The sequence below is a fragment of the Telmatobacter sp. DSM 110680 genome (assembly GCF_039994875.1).
Classification (GTDB): Bacteria; Acidobacteriota; Terriglobia; order Terriglobales; family Acidobacteriaceae; genus Telmatobacter.
Genome location: NZ_CP121196.1, coordinates 1237574 through 1256205 on the forward strand (window position 1 = coordinate 1237574; position 18632 = coordinate 1256205).

10 protein-coding genes are annotated in these 18632 nt (G+C 54.8%); 6 read left to right on the plus strand and 4 right to left on the minus strand.

Going from position 1 to position 18632, the window contains the following annotated elements:
* Positions 1-79 precede the first annotated feature (79 nt).
* Positions 80-1228 (plus strand): hypothetical protein, encoded by a 1149-nt coding sequence (locus P8935_RS05005; RefSeq protein ID WP_348263896.1) that lies wholly within the window; start codon positions 80-82, stop codon positions 1226-1228.
* A 113-nt stretch (positions 1229-1341) separates the two neighbouring features.
* Here P8935_RS05005 and P8935_RS05010 read toward each other — a convergent pair whose 3' ends face one another.
* Positions 1342-2736, minus strand: a complete 1395-nt coding sequence (locus tag P8935_RS05010) for a hypothetical protein (RefSeq protein WP_348263897.1) — start codon at positions 2734-2736, stop codon at positions 1342-1344.
* A gap of 460 nt (positions 2737-3196) precedes the next feature.
* Between P8935_RS05010 and htpG the strand changes: the two genes are divergently transcribed.
* A complete protein-coding gene (gene htpG, locus P8935_RS05015) occupies positions 3197-5086 on the plus strand; it encodes a molecular chaperone HtpG (protein WP_348263898.1) in 1890 nt (629 codons plus the stop codon).
* A 189-nt stretch (positions 5087-5275) separates the two neighbouring features.
* Here the strand turns inward: htpG and P8935_RS05020 are convergent, their stop codons facing one another.
* A complete protein-coding gene (locus tag P8935_RS05020) occupies positions 5276-5938 on the minus strand; it encodes a glutathione peroxidase (protein ID WP_348263899.1) in 663 nt (220 codons plus the stop codon).
* A gap of 279 nt (positions 5939-6217) precedes the next feature.
* Here P8935_RS05020 and P8935_RS05025 point away from each other — a divergent pair, with 279 nt between their 5' ends.
* The 3 genes from P8935_RS05025 to P8935_RS05035 all read left to right on the plus strand — a co-directional run bounded on the left by P8935_RS05025 (position 6218) and on the right by P8935_RS05035 (position 13631).
* Positions 6218-9451, plus strand: coding sequence for a PSD1 and planctomycete cytochrome C domain-containing protein (locus P8935_RS05025; protein ID WP_348263900.1), 3234 nt, complete (start codon positions 6218-6220; stop codon positions 9449-9451).
* A gap of 31 nt (positions 9452-9482) precedes the next feature.
* Positions 9483-10928 carry a DUF1501 domain-containing protein gene (locus tag P8935_RS05030; protein ID WP_348263901.1) on the plus strand — a complete coding sequence of 482 codons (1446 nt, stop codon included), beginning with the start codon at positions 9483-9485 and terminating at the stop codon, positions 10926-10928.
* 357 nt (positions 10929-11285) lie between these two features.
* Positions 11286-13631: a GGDEF domain-containing protein gene (locus tag P8935_RS05035; protein WP_348263902.1), complete on the plus strand. Its 2346-nt coding sequence runs from the start codon at positions 11286-11288 to the stop codon at positions 13629-13631.
* Positions 13632-13938: 307 nt separating this feature from the next.
* Here P8935_RS05035 and P8935_RS05040 read toward each other — a convergent pair whose 3' ends face one another.
* Entirely contained in the window at positions 13939-15096 is a 1158-nt protein-coding gene (locus P8935_RS05040) for a hypothetical protein (RefSeq protein WP_348263903.1), read from the minus strand.
* A 36-nt stretch (positions 15097-15132) separates the two neighbouring features.
* A complete protein-coding gene (locus P8935_RS05045; RefSeq protein ID WP_348263904.1) occupies positions 15133-15750 on the minus strand; it encodes a hypothetical protein in 618 nt (205 codons plus the stop codon).
* Between the two features lie 208 nt (positions 15751-15958).
* Between P8935_RS05045 and P8935_RS05050 the strand changes: the two genes are divergently transcribed.
* A complete protein-coding gene (locus P8935_RS05050) occupies positions 15959-18412 on the plus strand; it encodes a winged helix-turn-helix domain-containing protein (RefSeq protein ID WP_348263905.1) in 2454 nt (817 codons plus the stop codon).
* Positions 18413-18632 lie beyond the last annotated feature (220 nt).

The window sequence follows — 18632 nt, forward strand, 5'->3', positions numbered from 1 at the left end:
TAACTTGATGAACAGTGTGATGACCATCAGGCGAACAACAAGTAATGGTTAATTGCTATTAAAGTAAGGAGCAACTTCTATGGGATTGTCACGACGTTCCTTCTTGACTGAGTCTGCAGCAATTGGGATTCTGCCCGCGCTGCTTGCAAATTCCGAACTCGCACACGCCATTTCCACGATTGAAGATCAGCCCTCACAACACCCAACTGCAGGAGAGATGTACTGGAAATCTCTTTACGCCGGCGCAGCGGTTCGTGGCGGTTCCAAAACTCCAAAAGAAGAGCGGGACCCACGGATCGTGCACTACAGCGATAAGTCCGGGCTTCGCTGGGTGGAGGACATCAAGCCAACAGAGTTGCCATCCTTTGACGAAGACGCGGTGGTAACAATGGAACTGAGCGGTTTCCGACCGGGAAAGGGAGACTCCTCAAGGCTGGCGAAAGTGAAGTTCGCGCAGCTGCACCTATCCTGCCAACGCGTGTCTGGCAGCGAGTTTCTCGGACCAATCGTGTGGGCTGCACTGGCCACCATATTCACCGACAAGGCTAGCAAGCTGCCTTCTGAACAGAACCTGAACTGGGGAGCTCTCACGGGGAATCAGACTGCGGCGCAAACTCAATCGAAGAGTAACGGACCCAAGCTGAGCCACATGGTTCTGAATCAAGGTGCCGGCCACCTGAGCGTGAATATCACAAGCACCCCCAGTAACTCGCCTTTGCATAAGCTTCTGGGCGCTATTGTCACCGGGGCTAAAATCATGAGCCCACTGCTTGGTTTTCCTGGTATCACGGTCTCTGCCTTGCAGTCGTTTTACGACTTCTACGGCAAAGTGGAACAAGCAAATCCCGAGAACTTTCTTCTCAACTCGGCGCAAAGAGACGTGGCTGTTACGCAGCAAGGAGCGGACAACAGTCTGATTTCCGCGAACGCTATGCGTTTGATTAGCGGTGATTATGTCTTTGTTCCGAGGTCCCAAGAAGCAGACTTTCAAAAGAATATGGATCAACTAATCGTCCAGAACGGCTATGTTGTGGACCGAAATGCAAAAGGAACGCCGGATGACCGTATCGATCAGGCGATTGATACGGTCACATATGTCACCCTCAATGTGAAAGTCCAGCCAGCTAGCTCCTTCCCAGCTTCGTCAACCGTTACTGACCCACTCTTGGATTCTGTGCCGCAGGGTTCCAGTCCTTCCAGCAAGAAGCCGCCGAAGAAGAAGCCGTAGCGCTTTCGAACCGGCGCAGCAATACCCATCCTTCCCACAGATTCAGCACGGCAAGGATGGGATCGCATGATCCGATCAGATTTGATAATCAATGCCCGGGATATAACTGGAAGCTATTTCTGTTTTGGCTCGAAGATAGTTCGGAACACCGTAATATCTGTCGCGTAGTTCCCATGGGCGCCAACCGGCCCGTCAAGAAACGGTGGAATCTTGAATCCTGAATTTCGTACTGGAATATTCACTACGCGGACCCCGGCAATATCAGGAACACTCCAGGTGAGAAGGTCGCTTGCATCGCTGAACGCAATGATTTGTGGGGCGGGAGCCGAAGGCGATCGGCGCTCTAGATAAGCTTTTCTCATCGTTGCCCAACGCGAAATCCCCAACGCCGGATCGGCCGTCAATTCCGCCGGAGGTGGTGCGCCATCATGCGCGTCTGATTCAAGCGATAGTCTCGCAAGCCCGAGAAGCGCCACCTGGTTTGCCAGGAAATAAAATCCGACCGTATGTTCCGAGAGATAGTCGACTGCGCGCTTCTCATTCGCAGTGATCCGGAAATCCGCAAGCTCAGTCTGACGCGCTCCGAGAATTCCGGTATCCAGAGCGTCCAGGACGAGATAGCTTCCCAGGCTATGAGTGATAAAGAAAGTCGGAGAGCCATTGTCATATGGCTGCGTCGATTCCAAATCGACTCCCGACAACTCCAAAGACTTCATCATCATTTGCCTGATGCCGGATGCCAGGATGTCGCGCATAGGTCCTAATGCCAGAACAGCATCCCCAAAGCCCCAATCCATCAGCCCACTTTTCAGGTTGCGATTCACAACATCCGCATGTCGAGGCTTGCCTTCAATCCCGGCAAGATCCGAACTTGAGAGCCACTGGTATTCCAGAAAGTGTTCCGGACTCGCGGGGTCCGGCTTTGTCTCTTGCGGCCGGCATACATTCAGCAGCCCCTTGGCCGGCCCGGTCAACAACGCGTCACTCTTGATAAGAAACTTGCACTTTACCGCGTATACCAGGGGCCACCAATTCAGCTCGTCCAGAACAATCGTGACTTTCCCGCTGCCAGTGATCTCATAACGGTCGATGAAGGGTGCCGACGCATTCCAATCCTGGCGTGATGTCCAGATCGGATTATTCAGATACAAAAGCGCGGGCCATTTACCATCCATGGCAAAGGCTCCGCTGTCGACATACACGCGGCGTAGGTCGCTTACTGTGCATTTGTGAAGGTACTTGCAAATGCTCTTCCGCAGGGGCATCGAATCTCCGGGCCCGATCTGGTTGATCCCGTGAATGTAAAGAATATGGATCGGAGCGAATGAACCATTCGGGCCCCCTCGCGTGACCGGCAACGCCTTGACAGCCTGCTCGCTTTGAACCAGATCGCCAATTGACTGCGTGTGTGCGAGCTGTTCCGTGGTGGATTGGTTTTGGCACCAAACCAATGGCGACAAGAGTTGAAACACTGTGAGGCACGTGAATATCCAGATTCTGTCAGGCATGATCATGCTTTGAACCCCAGGTTTACGAGATCCGATTTGCTTGCGGGTTGATCAAGATTGAACGACCCGATTCTTTGTGTTCAGTGGCGAGTAGTGTAGCGCAGCCGTAGAAGGAATCAGAATTTCTGTGCAAGTTCCGAATTTTGCTCATCTCCCGCTTGAGGTTTACATCAAGCTGCTCAATAAGACCCGCGCTGTGTCAACACGTTCGTCTCGTGAGCTTCCGGCACCAACGACCATAGCGCGATCCTGGGATATCTGCGGACCACTCCCCGGAGGACCTTTTCCGCGGCGCTCCAGCAGACTCGTCACAGGTCAAGGGAAGTTCTCGGCCGACTATATAAGGATGGGAGGAATATTCACGTCGAACACGTGGTCGGAACTCGGCGGATCGGAATGGCAGCGTCGGCTAAGCGGGTCTTCACCTCTTTTGCCATTTTTGGCGATAATGGAAGATGCCATGTCGAAACAACAATTTCAGACCGAAGTAAACCAGCTACTCCAACTCATCGTCCATTCGCTCTACTCCCATCCGGAGATCTTTCTCCGCGAACTGATTTCCAACTCCTCCGATGCTCTCGACAAGCTCCGCTACCTTACCCTTACAGACGAGAAATACAAAGCTCTCGTCGGCAAGGGTATCGAGCCGCCGCGCATCGACCTGGAACTTGACGAAGCTAACAAGACACTCAGCGTCTCCGACACCGGCATCGGAATGAACGAAGAGGACCTCGTCTCGCACCTCGGCACCATCGCTCGCTCCGGCACCAAGAACTTCCTCGCCCAACTCTCCGGCGATGCACGCAAGGACTCGAACCTCATCGGCCAGTTCGGCGTCGGCTTTTATTCCGTCTTTATGGTCGCCGACAAGGTTGAGGTCGTGTCGCGCAAGGCCGGCGAAGAGAAGACCTTTAAGTGGACCAGCGATGGCAAGACCGGCTTCGACATCGAGGAGGTTCCCGGCGCCGATGCGCGTGATAGCGCTGGAACAAGAGTCCTCATCCATTTCAACGACGAGGGTTCACAGTACGCAAATGGCTGGCGTCTCACCGAGATCGTCAAGAAGTATTCGAATCACATTGAGTTTCCCATTTTCCTCACCCACGACAAAAGCGAGTGGAACGCCGAGAAGAAAGAATCCATCAAGACTCGTACCACCGAGCAAGTCAACGCTGCCAGCGCGATGTGGCAGCGCCCGAAGTCTGATCTGAAAGATGACGACTACAAGGAATTCTACAAATCCATCACCGGCGACTGGGAAGACCCGCTCTTCTGGTTCCACACCCGCGCCGAAGGCACGCTCGAGTACACCACCCTCTTCTACATTCCCGCCAAGGCTCCCCTCGATCTCTACCAGGCCGACTACAAGGGTGGCGTCAAGCTCTACGTCAAACGTGTCTTTATCATGGATGATTCCAAAGATCTACTTCCGCAGTACCTTCGCTTTGTTCGCGGCATCATCGATTCCGAAGATCTGCCGCTCAATGTTTCGCGCGAGATCTTGCAGCAGAACAAGGTGCTCACCAATATCAAGACCGCCAGTGTCAAGAAGATCCTCTCCGAGTTAAAAGCGATCGCCACCAATGATCCCGGGAAATACTTGCAGTTCATCGCCGAGTACAACCGTCCGCTCAAGGAAGGACTCTACGGCGACTTCGCCAACAGGGAGACGCTGCTCGACCTCATTCGCTTCAAGTCCAGTAAGGTCGATGGGCTCACCTCACTCGCCGAAGCTAAGGAGCGCATGCAGCCCGATCAGAAGGCGCTCTACTACATCACCGGCACCTCTGAGTCCATGCTCCGCAATTCTCCGCTGCTTGAGATCTACAAAAAGAAGGGCATTGAGGTCCTACTCCTCGACGACGACATTGACGAGATCGTCTTTTCTTCCATCGCCAAATTCGGCGATATCGATCTGAAAGCCGTCAGCAAGTCCGCCACCTCCGAAGACCTCAAAGACGACTCCGCGCCCGATAAAGCCGAAGAGATCAAGCCTCTGCTTGAAAAGATCAAGGCTACGCTAGGAGACGCGGTCAAAGAAGTTCGCGCTTCATCGCGGCTCGCCGATAGTCCCTCCGTCATCGTTTCCGACGAAGACGAGCCTTCAGCCCGCATGCGCCAGATGATGCAGGCCATGGGCCAAAAAGACCTGCCGGAGCTGAAGCCCACACTCGAGATCAATCCCGATCACGAGATCATTCGAAAGCTCCTCGTAGACACCAGAAACACAAAGGTGGAAGATGCGGCATGGCTGCTCTTCGACCAGGCGCTTCTGCTCGAAGGCGTGCCACTCGAGGACCCAACCACTTTCGTCCAGCGTCTGAACCGAGTGCTCAACGAATCGATCTAAACAGAAATGCAAGCACGAAGCAAAAGCGCGCTGAGGTACCCTGATCGTTGAACGAAAGCCTGCTGTTATATCAATCAGAACGATTGGATATTTTGAGCGATAGAGAGTGCTTCTATCGCTCATGCTCCGGAACCGAGTTGGCCTAACTACACGTGGGATCGCACTAAGCGTCCTCCACAAATCGCGGAACTAGTTTTCGTCCTCGTCATCGGTCTGATCCTTTTCCCTCGCAAGCTGTTTCTTCAGCTTGCCCGCAAGCGCGAGCTCAATGTTGACGCGGAAGCTGACATCGGCAGGGTCCTCGCTGACCTCGTAGCGAGCGAGCGGTTTTCCTTCCCGATCGATGATGAACTTGGTGAAGTTCCAGTGCAGATTTCCTCCGGGAACGCTTGCTTTGGGATCACACAAAAAGGAGTAAAGGGGAATTGTGTTCACACCACGAAGCTTTGCCGGAGCGAATAGCGGAAATCCAACATGAGCGGTGTTGTTGTAGTACTCGCGCAGGGCCGCGGCGTCTTTCAATTCCTTGTCTCCGAAATCTGATGACGGAATGCCGATGACCACAAGGCCCTCGGCAGCGTACTGCTTCTCGAGATCGTTAAGCGCTGCAATCTGATCGCGGTACGTGGATTGGCTGGCGAGATTAACAATGAGCAACACCTTGCCCTTGTAGATGGAGAGCGGAACTGTTTTGCCATTGATATCTACAAGAGAGAAGTCGTGGACCGTCTGCTTCGTGGCTGGCTCATCAGATAACCCTAGCGGTGCGCAAGCAACGGTGATCACTAGAAGGGACGCAGCGAGACGGCGGTGCATGTAGACTCCCTCGAATTTGCGGATCGATCTTTGCATTGTGCCACCGGAGCCGCTCGATAACCTACATTTTTCCGATGGAAGGTCTTTGAGACATACGAAACAAATTGGACCAGGCGCACCAGCCCGGAAATCTCATCCGGACAGAAACTTACCCCGAGGTATGCCCAAGTAAAGATTAGAGTTCCCCGATTCGTTCAAACGTGGCAAACTTCTTGGGTACAACTCTTCGTTGACGATTCGAGACGAAGATCTCCCCGGCCCCGTATTCCACCCGTTATGAGATATCTTCTAGTCCTCGGAAGCACGTGTACTGCTGTGGCTGGCATAGTCCTGTTCGCCGGGATCAAGGTGTCAGCGTCCGACGACCCTCTCGCGCCCGGCACTAATGAGTTTTATGCAAAGCGCGTCGCGCCAATCCTGCAAAGTAACTGTTTGAAGTGTCATGACGACACGGCTAAAGGCGGTTTGCAACTCGATTCATACTCGTTGATCCGTAAAGGCGGACAGGACGGCCCTGTCATTGTTCCGGGAGATCTTGAAGCCAGCATGCTGATTCAGGCGGTTCGCCGTAACGGCGACCTGAAGATGCCGCCAAAGTACGCATTGAAGGACACAGAAGTGGCGGATCTCGAAGCATGGGTGAAGGCAGGTGCCGTGGGCGCCGACCTTCCGCAAACGCCAACGGCCTCCGCGAAAGATTCGTCTAATTCCTCACAAGGTGCAGCTGCTGCAATTGCTGCTTCGCCAACCGTGAAGAATGTTTCAGCTGAAGTTGACACGGACTTCTTTGAGAACAAGGTCCGACCCATCTTCGCCAATAATTGTTACGAGTGCCATGCCGACCAGGCCTCCGGCGGAATGCGGTTGGATTCAAAGGGTGCGTTCGATCAAGGTGGCGGTCGCGGTCCCTTAATCGTGTCGGGGAATCCCGACAAGAGTCTACTGATCCAAGCTGTCAAGCAGACAGGCATGCTCAAGATGCCCAAAGGTGGCAAACTTCGCGACGACGAAGTCGCCATCTTGGAAGCTTGGGTGCAAAAAGGTGCGCCGTGGCCCTCCACCACCTCTGCGATCATCACCTCGATCACTGCAAGGACTGGTGCAATCACCGAAAAGCAGCGCCAGTTCTGGTCGTTTCAGCCGCTCAAATCCGTGCCTCCGCCCCAAGTCCAGGACGCGCGTTTGGCTCATTGGCCTCGCACCGCCATCGACCACTTCATCCTTGCTGGCTTGCACTCATCAGGTCTGGCGCCCGCTCCCGAAGCCGATCGTCGCACCCTGATCCGAAGGGCCACCTATGATTTGACCGGACTTCCGCCCACGCAGGATGAAGTCGACTCATATCTCCGTGATAAATCTGCGAATGCTTGGGAGAAAGTGGTCGATCGTCTTCTCGCTTCACCCCGCTACGGAGAGCGGTGGGGGCGGCATTGGCTAGACGTTGCCCGCTACGCGGAAGATGATGTGCGTGGCCTTGATCCCAAGCAGCGCGGATACATGCCCTTCGCAGGAGCGTTTCGTTATCGCGATTGGGTCATCAAAGCCTTCAACACGGACCTACCCTACGATCGCTTCGTGACGATGCAACTCGCCGGCGACAAACTTCCTTTCAAGGATCAGAACGAACGCCAGGATAACCTGACCGCCACTACGTATCTGGGCGCCGGTCCTTGGGTTTGGGATCAGGCTGAGCCGATTCAAGGCCGTGCCGATGAGCGCAACGAACGCGTAGACGCTGTAACGCGTGGCCTTCTGGGGCTCACCGTTGCCTGTGCTCGCTGCCACAATCACAAATACGATCCCATCCCGCAGAAGGATTACTACAAGGTTGTCAGTATATTTGCGAACTCAACCTACACTGAGTATCCCGTAGTTTCAAAGGTCGCCGTAGACGCCTGGGACAAGAAAAATCTTCAGGCCGCAAAGTTGCGCGCAGACCTGAGAGACTACACAACGGCGGTCGGCAAACAGCTTGCCGAGGCACTCTCGATTCAGACTTCTGATTACATGACTGCGGCCTGGAACGTACTGGGCAAGCCAAAGAAGACAGTGGATGAAGTCTCAGCGAGCAAGCATCTCGATCCCGAAGTCTTGCAGCGCTGGGTTGATTACCTTCCCAAGCAGCATGCTTATCCGTATCTCGACGATTGGAAAGCGATGACGGCCTCGTCCGAGAGTACCGAAGATCAAGCGAGAGCACTCGGTGATGCTTTTCAGAAGCTCGTTCTGCAAGTGCACAGCGAGAATGCCAAGATCGAAGAAGAAAACGATGTTGTCCGCGCCAAGAACGGGGTGCCGAAACACAAGTTGCTCGATGCAAAGCCAAGCGAGTTCGAAACCTTCGATCAGTTTTGTCCCGGTTGCGAACTTGAGCTGAAAGCGCTGCCTACCTTCGAAGCCAAGCTTTACCTCGATCTCTTCGTCACGCAATCCGGAGATATGGAAGAGAAGTTCATCCCGGGCGTAATGTTCTTCACCGGTTGGAGTCTTACGCGAAGACTTGGCCCACAATGGCAAACCTACATCGAAACGCAGCAAAAACACATCGCCGCTCTCGAAAAGGAGCTGAAAGAAGCCGACTATCCCTACGTGCACGGCATGTCAGATAAACCCAAGATCGAGGACGTCAAGCTGAACATTCGCGGGAATCCGCACTCGATGGGAGAGATCGCGCCGCGTGGATTTCTCGCCGTACTGAGTCCTCCCGGCAAACCAGCCTACTCCGATGGAAGTGGTCGCCTGGAGTTTGCTGCTGACATTGCGCAAAATCCGTTGGCTGCGCGCGTGATCGTCAATCGCGTTTGGAAATGGCATTTCGGTACAGGGATTGTGAACACACCGGACAACTTCGGCATTATGGGCGATAAGCCGTCCGATCCAGAACTGCTGGAATTTCTGGCGAAGGAATTTATCGATCACAAACAATCCATCAAATGGCTGCAGCGGCAGATCATGCTCTCTGCCGTTTACCAGACCACCGTGGAGGAGTCACCTGAAGCGCATGACAAGGACGCGGCCAACCGCCTCTATTCACACTTTAACCGCCAACGACTCGACGCCGAGGAGATACGGGACAGCATGTTGTTTGCAGCGGGTGATCTTGATCTCAAACAGACTTTCGGGCCGTCGACCGACTTCTCTTCGGACAATGACCGTCGCACCGTCTTCTGCAAGGTCAGTCGTTACCGTTTAAACAACTACCTGATGGTCTTCGATTTTCCAAATCCAAGTTTCACCGCCGAGCAGCGTTTTTCAAGTAATGTTCCCCTTCAGCAACTGCACTTCATGAACAATCCATTTGTATACAAGCAGGCAGGGGTTTTAGCCGAGCGTGTGCATAGCGAATCGACTGAGGAAGCTCGAATAATCAAGGCGTATCAATATCTGTTCCAGAGAAGGCCCTCGGCGGAAGAATTGCAGGTCGGCCTCAAATTCATGACGACCACGCCCGAGAAGCCCGGCTACACAGTCGAAGGCAAACCAGTGACCGCCTGGAGTGAGTATGCACGGGCGCTCTTCAGCTCCAATGAGTTTCAATTTGTGAATTGATCAGATAAGTACCTCTGATTGAGGAGAAGAGATGATACATAAGCCTTCGGCGAATGCGATCACGAGGCGCGACGCACTCAGAACCATGGGTTGCGGCTTTGGCTATCTGAGTCTCGCCAGTCTGGTCGGACAATCATTGGCGCGAGCCGAGAGTTCGCTCGATCGCCCGTCCTGGATGATTACCGACAAGCCCAAGGCTAAGCACGTCATCTTCCTCTTTATGAACGGTGGCCTGTCGCAGGTCGACAGCTTTGATCCCAAGCCAGCACTTGAGAAGTATCACGGTCAGCCGATGCCGGGGGGTGATCTCCAGCACGAGCGTAAAACAGGCAACCTGATGAGGTCGCCTTTCAGCTTCAAGAAATACGGCAAAAGCGGAATCGAAGTGAGTGAGATCTTCCCTCATCTCGCCGAATGCGTTGACGATATGTGTTTCGTCCGTTCGGTCTACACCGAGATTCCGAATCATGAGCCCGCGCTGCTGATGATGAACACCGGCGCAAATTTCGCGGGTCGTCCGTCGATGGGCTCATGGCTTACCTACGGTCTGGGAACCACGAATAAGAATCTTCCTGGCTTTGTCGTCTTGTGCCCCGACGTCCCCACGACGGTCGGCCCTCCGCTTTGGTCGTCGGCGTTTCTCTCTCCCGTGCATCAGGGTACTTATGTTGCCGACACGATCGATAAATCGGAGTTCGATCCCCTGCAGCTCATTTCCAACATTCACAATGATCGGTTCGATCTGAAGGCCCAGCAGAAGGAGATCGATCTCGTGAAGGAGTTGGATGAGCTGAACGTAAAGTCGACTCCCGGAAGTTCACACGACCCCCAACTCGAGGCGACCATTGGCGCGATGGAGACAGCTTTTCGCATGCAGACAGAAGCGCCCGATGTGTTCGACGTTCGCAAGGAATCCGACGCGACTATCAAGATGTACGGTGAAGGTAGTACTGCCCGCGGTTGCCTCACCGCTGCGCGTCTCATCGAGCGTGGCGTGCGCATGGTCCAGATTTACTACGCCAAGGGCGATCCGTGGGATCACCACTTCGATATTGAAATGCACCGCAAGACGGGCCGCGACTCTGATCAACCCTTCGCAGCGTTGATTAAGGACTTGAAAGCGCGTGGGCTCTTCGATGAAACCATCATTGTGGCAGGCTCGGAATTTGGGCGCACTCCAGTGGTCGAGGTTGGGAGTGCCTTCATGGGTGGACAGACACACAATGGCCGGGATCACAATCCACACGGATTTACGATGTGGCTAGCTGGTGGTGGATTCAAGCAGGGCTTTACCTACGGTGCCACCGACGATTTTGGCTGGAAGGCGGTCGAGAATCCTGTGCACGTCCACGACATTCACGCGACGATTCTTTATCAGCTCGGCATCGACCACACAAAGCTCACCTATCACTACAGCGGGCGCGACTATCGACTGACGGACCTGGCAGGCAACGTGGTCCACGATCTGATCGCCTGATTCGGAGTCGACTGCGCACCTATAAACCGCCGGCCTCTACGAGCATCGCTTACTGCATATCCAAGAAATCGGCATTTCGCAAGCGTTCTCCGAGAATGCCACCTACAAACCACACAAAACAAACAGCCGGATCTTTCCGTTCCGGCTGTTCCTGAAGGTGTGCGTTGTGGGATATCAAACGTTGACCTGACCGGTCGTTCTGAAAGTTACGAGCGGGTTTAAACCTATGCTTTCATTTGATCTTCTGAAGTGGGATGAGAGTATTATCAGGCTCAATTAGCGGGCCCAGTTACGATCTGGGGCGGCCACCCGGCTCTGCCTGGAATTCTAAGAACGATCACGGAAGTGTAACGCATAATGGGTGAATCGGCGGCTACGAACGCATATCCCGCAGGCTCGATAAGAACCACTCTCCTGCGGGCCCTTGTCTTTGCGTTTATGCTGAGCTCTGCATGGACCCCAGCAGCCTGCGGCCAGGAGGCTGGTGCTGGCATCATCACCTCCCTCCATGTCATCCGCACTCTAACCAAAGATCAGGCCCGAGGCGGCCTGCCAGTTGCCTTTGAGGCCACGGTCACCTATTACAACAAAAATGACGTCGACCTCTTTGTTCAAGATGGCGACGATGCAATCTATGTCGAGACGAAAGCGTTTCAGGACTTAAATCCCGGCGACCGGGTGCTGATACGAGGACAAGCGCGGGATAGTTTTACCCCAGACGTTGTCAGCACCAGCATATCCGTTCTTCGGCATGGTCCACTTCCCAAGCCAGTGGTCGCTGACTTTCAACAGCTGATTCGTGCGGAGCGCGATTGCATGCTCGTTTCCGTCCGAGCCACGGTTCGCAGTGCCGACATCGTCAATTTTGGAAACATGCATGGCATTTACCTGAAGTTGCTGATGGATGGCGGACCAATTGACGCAACAGTCGTGGAAACCGACGTGACTAAGTTGAAGGGAGTACTGGACGCCGAGGTTCAAGTCACGGGAGTGGTATCAGGGAAGTTCGACAGCAAAATGCAACTGATTGGAATACTCCTTGAAGTTCCTTCGATTGCAGACATGAAGATATTGAAGCCTGCCGAAAGAAGCCCTGATTCTCTCCCTATCACACCGATGGACAAGGTGCTATCAAGTTCCTACGTCCGCGATGTGTCGCAGAGAGTTCGAGTGAAAGGAACGCTCACCTACTATCAGCCAGGTTCTGGAGCCGTTTTGCAGAATGGCGCCAAAAGCTTATGGATATCGACGCGCTCCAGTGTTCCGTTGCGGATTGGAGATTTGGTAGACGCGACCGGATTTCCTGACGCCCACGAAGGATTTCTCGGACTCACTGATGGCAAGATTCAAGACACGAATATCTTCGAGCCGATCCAGCCCCAACCCTCTACCTGGCGTCAACTGGCTACGTGGAACAGCGGTGACCCCGATGGCCATCAAAGTGACTTAGTATCCTTCGAGGGGCAGCTTGTGACTGCGGTCCGAGAGGGCTCGCAGGATGAATTTGTTCTCACCTCAAACGGCAAACTTTTCACAGCGGTTTATCGCCATCCGCCGATCGACAGAGATCTTCGTCCGATGATCCAGATTCCGGTTGGGACAAGAATCCGCGTCACCGGCATCTGCATGGCTGTTCAAGCAAATTCAATCGATCCTACTGAGCAGGAAGTCCCATTCAACATCTTGCTTAGATCCTTCGACGACATCTCCGTCATCGCGGGCCCTTCACTGTTGAGCGTTCGCAATCTCATCTTTTTGGTGGGCCTACTTCTTGTGCTGCTGTTTGCGGCGGGCGCAAGGGGCTGGGTCATTGAACGAAAAGTACGCCGGGAAAATGCTTCGATGGCGTATATTGAGCGGCGGAGAAGTCGCATTCTTGAAGACATTAACGGCTCGCGCCCTCTGGCTGAGATCATTGAGCAAATTACAGAGCTGGTTTCATTCAGGCTGCATGGTGCGCCGTGCTGGTGCAGAGTCGTCGACGGCGCACAACTTGGGAATTGCCCGCCAAAACTCGATGCATTCCGCATCGTTCACGAGGTGATCCAAGCTCGCACCGGGTCGCCGCTCGGAAACATGTATGCCGCGTTCGATCCACTCACCAAACAACGGACCTTTGAGCGTGAAACTCTCCTAGCGGCTGCAGCTCTGACTAGCCTTGCTATTGAAACCAGGCGCCTCTACACCGACTTGGTTCGCCGCTCCGAGTTCGATCTACTCACCGACATTCACAACCGATTCTCGTTGGAGAGCTACCTGGAAAGCCAGATCGAAGAGGCGCGCCAGAATGCAACGATCTTTGGGTTGGTTTACATCGATCTCAACGACTTCAAACAGGTGAACGATATTTTCGGGCACCAGGTCGGGGATCTCTATCTGCAGGAAGTCGCCCACCGCATGAAACATCAGTTGCGTGGCGCCGACATGCTGGCTCGACTCGGTGGCGACGAATTTGCCGTCCTTCTGCCTAAAATCCGCAATCGCGCCGAGGTAGAAGAGATCGCGAATCGGCTCGAGCGCTCTCTCGACGAGCCGTTTGCGGCTGAAGGCTACGTCGTCCATGGTTCAGCCAGTATCGGAATTGCCCTCTACCCAGAGGACGGTTCTACCAAAGATAGTATTCTGAGCGCCGCCGATGCCGCCATGTACGTGAACAAGCACATCCGTCGAGAAAAGAAACTGGCTCAAGCAGACCACCAATAATCCCCATGCGTCCTCGAAGGCTTGCAGCTGTGGTTGACACTGGCCGTGTCCGATCATCGAGTTTCCAACAACGCACACCTTATGGAACAGCCGGCACGGTGAGATCCGGCTGTTCCATAATGTGTGCGTTATGGTAGGGCCTCAACAGCTCAATGGGTGCCTTCTCGATTTCGCGTCAAGCGAGAATCTTTCCTGAGTTGAGACCCGTCTATCCCGAGCCGTTGTCCGTGGTTACTCATGGATTTCCGGATCGCAGCGAACGGGATGGCGCGAACTTGGCTCGCTGCGATCCATACGATGGACCCTTCTACGGCCCCATGTTCACTACTTGATGGAAGCCATTTCCGGGGTCGAGGTTCGAGTTGATCTTCACCCCCTGGCCATTCATGTAGTAGTTGGCCTTGGGGCCGCTGAAGGCCTGGAACTGGGTGCCGGTTTGCGGATCATAGAGGTTTGTGATTCCGGTGAGGATGTTGCCGAAGCTCGTCACCTGGTCTGCCTGCTGGTGCATCCGGCTTTCAAAACCGGCCACCTGTTGGTTCATGGCCGCAGTACGTTCCTGGTGATACTGCGCCATCTGCTGCATGAATCTTTGGAACTCCCCCTGCATCTGTCCCAGGCCGATCTGGGTCATCTGTTCCTGGTGGGTCTTCCACTGGGGCGTTTCCTGCCAGCTGTCGATCATATGTTGGGTCATGCTCCGGGCCTGCTGCAATTTGTCCGGAGTGGCCAGTACCGTGATGAGGACATCGACCATCCACAAGCCATCATGGCCATGGATCGCGGTGACCGCGTAGGTATTGGCGATGCGTGGACCGTCGGAGCTGTTGCAATTGAATGCGAGGGAGGCATCCGTGATGCGTACCGGCGTGTCGATTTCATGCCAAGCCGGTGGCATGGTCGGCGTCCAATCCGATTGGATGGGCATCAGGGTCGTACAGACCGAAGCAAAGCGACGCTTCGTATACGACTCACCGTAGGGCTTCGCTTCCTGGTAGTTGTCTACTACCATCTGGAACATGTTGGGCCGGATGGCGGGATGTCCTGCGGGTCCCGAGTGTGGACCAGGAAGCACGTACGGCGGGACGTCAGGATCGCTGATGCGAATGATCACCTTGCCGTCGAGCGAGCGGATGTCCATCATCCAGCGCACGTCGAAGTAGCCAAAGCGGTACATTCCACCTTCCACCTGCCAGCCCACTGGAACATCCATCGAGAATGCCCCTTCGGCGTTATCGGTATAGCGAACCCATGTAGGACTAGCTCCCGTCGGCTGTTGCTCCTGGGTCTTGTTGACGGTTTGCTGACCGAACGTGGTTTGGGCACCGACGACGGTCGGTTTCTGCTGCGCGGCCTTGGTGATGGTCTGCTGGCCGATTGTGATCTGGGAGCCGCTCGCCGCATGGCATCCGGTGCCGGCCAGTAGCACGGCTAGTACTGAAACTGCGATCCGATTGTTCGTCATTGCCATTCTCCTTTTCGCGATGTTCTAGTCGGTTGGCTATTGCTGGGCCTGCTGCTCGGTGTGCGGCTTGGGCCGCCGGAATGCATTCTGAACCAGCGCGAGGGTGGGACCCGGATGAGTGAGCGCACTGACTCTCGACGTTGCTTCGAGGGTCTTCGTATCCCAAAGATCGTGGTTGTCGACCGCGAGATTCACGAGCTGTTCCAGATAGGCTTTGAGCTTCTTTTCGCTCATGTCGCTATTCGGCACCGGCGAGGATATTCGCAACGAGTTACCGCCGATCGAGAAGAATACCGGCCCTAGGTCCGTGTTCTTCTTGAGCAGGTTCGACATCGCGGTAGGCGAGAGCCGTGACGGAAGCTCCACCAGGTTCAGAGCCAACCAGATCACGTTGCCGTTGGGCGAGAGGCTGACCATAACGCTGCTTTTCCAAGAGTCGTGACCGCACTGGACTGTGTAATAGGTGTTGCCATTGTCGTTTACAGTGTTCTTTCCATAGGACGTCAGGGCGTCTCCAACTTGCTGTATGTTGAAACGGCCTGACTGTGCCTGGGACGCCGTGCTCAAGATTCCCGCGGCAAGGACGACCACGAATCCGTTGCGTAGGAAACTGAAGGCCCGCGTGTTCGAGTGATGCAGATTTGAACGAAACATTTGATTACCCTCCACTTTTCGTTGACTCTGATTTCGGATACCTGACCCGCCCCGTCCTGAATTCGACTCTGTGCTATCCTTGGCGCACTTGGTCAACCTGACATCCGTCCCCGGGCTTGGCCTGACCGATATGCGAATAAAACCGCATCCTGATTTTTAAAGTCCTTAATAAACCCTTAATTAGCCCTAAAACCGCTTCGGCAGCCCTATGAGTCGACCGGAAGATGTCACTTGGGAATTCGGATCGTTTCGGCTCGACACCGCGCAACGCCTCCTGTTTCGCGATGGAGAGCTTATTCCGCTGTCGAGAAAAGCCGTTGAGATCCTCATCGTCCTCGTGGAGCACCAAGCCCAGCTCGTCGAAAAAGAAGAGCTTATGCGCACGGTCTGGCCTGACGCGTTCGTGGAGGAGTCCAATGTTGCCGTTCACATTTCACAATTGCGCAAGACACTCAGCGCAGAGGACGGGTATCGCATAGACACCATCCCCCGCCGCGGATATCGTTTCGTCGGGACAGTCTCGCGCGCCGGATCCGGATCCAAAGGAGCTGAACCGGTCGCCCAGCCTTCGGCAACTGTTGCCGGGGCGGCCGCGTCTCAGCTTTTTCAAGAATCTCCTAATCGTCTGCCTGCAACTTCCCAGCCTCTCTCGGCCCCGAAAACTCCCCGTGGGGCAGCCGAGGCCTGGCTCTTCGGCGTCGCGACTGCGATGCTGCTTGTCGCAGGGTTTTTTGTCGTCCGTCACTATCACGCCAACCATTCAGTTGCGACTCCACCTGCGACCTCGTCGGCACCGGTTGCGAAGTATGCCATCTTCCTCTCCGAAGTCGCCAACAATACCGGTGACCCAGTCTTCGATATCACCCTGCACGAAGCCATCGCGACCGAACTGGAACAGTCCCCCTATTTCACGCTCATCCCCGAAGCTCGTCTCCAGCAATCCCTAAAGTTGATGGGCAAGCCGCCGGATACCCCAATGACCGCTGAGTTGGCACGGGAACTATGTCAGAGGAATGACGGAGAGGCAGTCGTGAACGGCTGGATCGCCAAGCTCGGCGCGCAATACGTAATTGGCGTCCGGGCCGTAAACTGCCGCACGGGCGACCACCTGTCAGATCTCCAGACCACGGCCGGTGGAAAAGAACTTGTGCTGAAAGCGCTAGGAGACATCACGGGCCAACTGCGAGCTCGTCTTGGGGAAGCGCTCAGTACGGTCCAGAAGTTCGACACTCCGATCGAGGAAGCGACCACCTCTTCCCTTGAAGCGCTCCAGGCCTACAGCATCGGTCGGCAGATGATGGTTCAAAAGGGGGAGTCCGCCGCCGGCATTCCTTCCTTCGAGAAGGCAATCCGACTCGATCCTTCCTTTGCCATTGCCTATGCTGCGTTGGGCAATGCCTACTCAAATCTGGGCGACACTGGTAAGGCAGCCGACAACATCCGCAAGGCCTACGAACTCCGCGCGCACGTCAGTGAGCATGAACGGCTCTATATCGAGTCGCACTACTATCAGTTCGTAACCGGAGATGTCGAGAAGGCGAGCCAAGTCTACGAAACCTGGGCCGCAACATACCCGAATGATGAAGCTCCGCGCACCAACCTTGCTGCAATCTACAGTGAGATGGGCAAATTCGACAGGAGTCTTGAACTCGCTCGCGAAGCCGTGAGCATCTCCGCCCACGACGGGCAGACCTACGCGAACCTAGCTAACGCGTACATCTACATGAACAAACCTGATCAAGCCAGTGCCGTGGCACACCAGGCACAGTCTGAGAGTCGCGATTCGTCCACGCTTCGCCTTTATCTCTACGACGCTGCCTATCTTCAGCACGACGAGGCCGAAATGCAACGCCAGTTGAACTGGGCCTCCGGCGAACCTGGAATCGAAGACGCCTTCCTCGATAACCAGGCGAGTGCCCTCGCAGCTTCCGGCCAGCTTCAGCAAGCGCGCGATCTGACGGAGCGAGCGGTCGGGGCAGCGAAACGAGCCGGTGAAATGGGGACCGCCGCAGGTTACGAAATCAACGAGGCACAGCGTGAGGCATTCTTCGGCAACGACGTGCAGGCCAGGAAAGCCGCCGACTCTGCACTAGCTTTCGCGAAAGATCGCGATACTCAATGTGGGGCGGCGGTCGTCTTCGGGATCAGTGGCGACCTCAATCGCGTACGAGCGATCGCTACCCAACTTGACCGGGACTATCCCGACGATACATTCGTGCAGTACCTTTTTCTCCCCATGATCCGCGCCACCGCCGCGATCAGATCAAAGGATCCGGGCCTTGCCATCAAATCACTCGAGTCTGCAGACGCATATGAACTTGGTGTCGAAGGCGAACTGCTGCCGGTCTACATCAAGGGCCTTGCCGATCTGCAGGCTGGTGACGCTCAAAAAGCTGAAGTTGAATTCCAGAAAATCATTGACCATCCTGGCGTCGTACTCAACTCGCCCATTGGTCCTCTGGCACGACTACAGATAGCACGCGCATACGCCGCAGAAGGAAAATTCGCGCAGGCCAGAAACGCCTATGACGAATTTTTCACCAAATGGAAGAATGCCGATGCAAATATTCCCGTCCTGCAGGAAGCGATCCAAGAGTACTCCGGTCGATGGGGAGGCCAAACACCCGCTACCCATCCCTCAACCCAAACGAACTCACATTGAAGATGCAATAAGGGATCGCGGACACGTTTGCAGACTGACGAAGAACAAATCACGCGGATCATATCTGTTTCTTTTTTCGATCGATCTCAACAAGAGTCCTTGTTGGCACCAGCCTGTCTCGAAACCCACACCTTATGGGAAAGCCGGATCGGTGAGATCCGGCTGTTTGCTTTGTGTGGTTTTGTATTCCGCAATGGACTCGCAACGCAACCCAGACAGA

Bases quoted from the DNA above. Each gene is read 5' to 3' on its own strand.
- P8935_RS05005 (WP_348263896.1), top strand. From the start codon at position 80: ATGGGATTGTCACGACGTTCCTTCTTGACTGAGTCTGCAGCAATTGGG.
- P8935_RS05010 (WP_348263897.1), bottom strand. From the start codon at position 2,736: ATGCCTGACAGAATCTGGATATTCACGTGCCTCACAGTGTTTCAACTC.
- htpG (WP_348263898.1), top strand. From the start codon at position 3,197: ATGTCGAAACAACAATTTCAGACCGAAGTAAACCAGCTACTCCAACTC.
- P8935_RS05020 (WP_348263899.1), bottom strand. From the start codon at position 5,938: ATGCAAAGATCGATCCGCAAATTCGAGGGAGTCTACATGCACCGCCGT.
- P8935_RS05030 (WP_348263901.1), top strand. From the start codon at position 9,483: ATGATACATAAGCCTTCGGCGAATGCGATCACGAGGCGCGACGCACTC.
- P8935_RS05035 (WP_348263902.1), top strand. From the start codon at position 11,286: ATGGGTGAATCGGCGGCTACGAACGCATATCCCGCAGGCTCGATAAGA.
- P8935_RS05040 (WP_348263903.1), bottom strand. From the start codon at position 15,096: ATGACGAACAATCGGATCGCAGTTTCAGTACTAGCCGTGCTACTGGCC.
- P8935_RS05045 (WP_348263904.1), bottom strand. From the start codon at position 15,750: ATGTTTCGTTCAAATCTGCATCACTCGAACACGCGGGCCTTCAGTTTC.
- P8935_RS05050 (WP_348263905.1), top strand. From the start codon at position 15,959: ATGAGTCGACCGGAAGATGTCACTTGGGAATTCGGATCGTTTCGGCTC.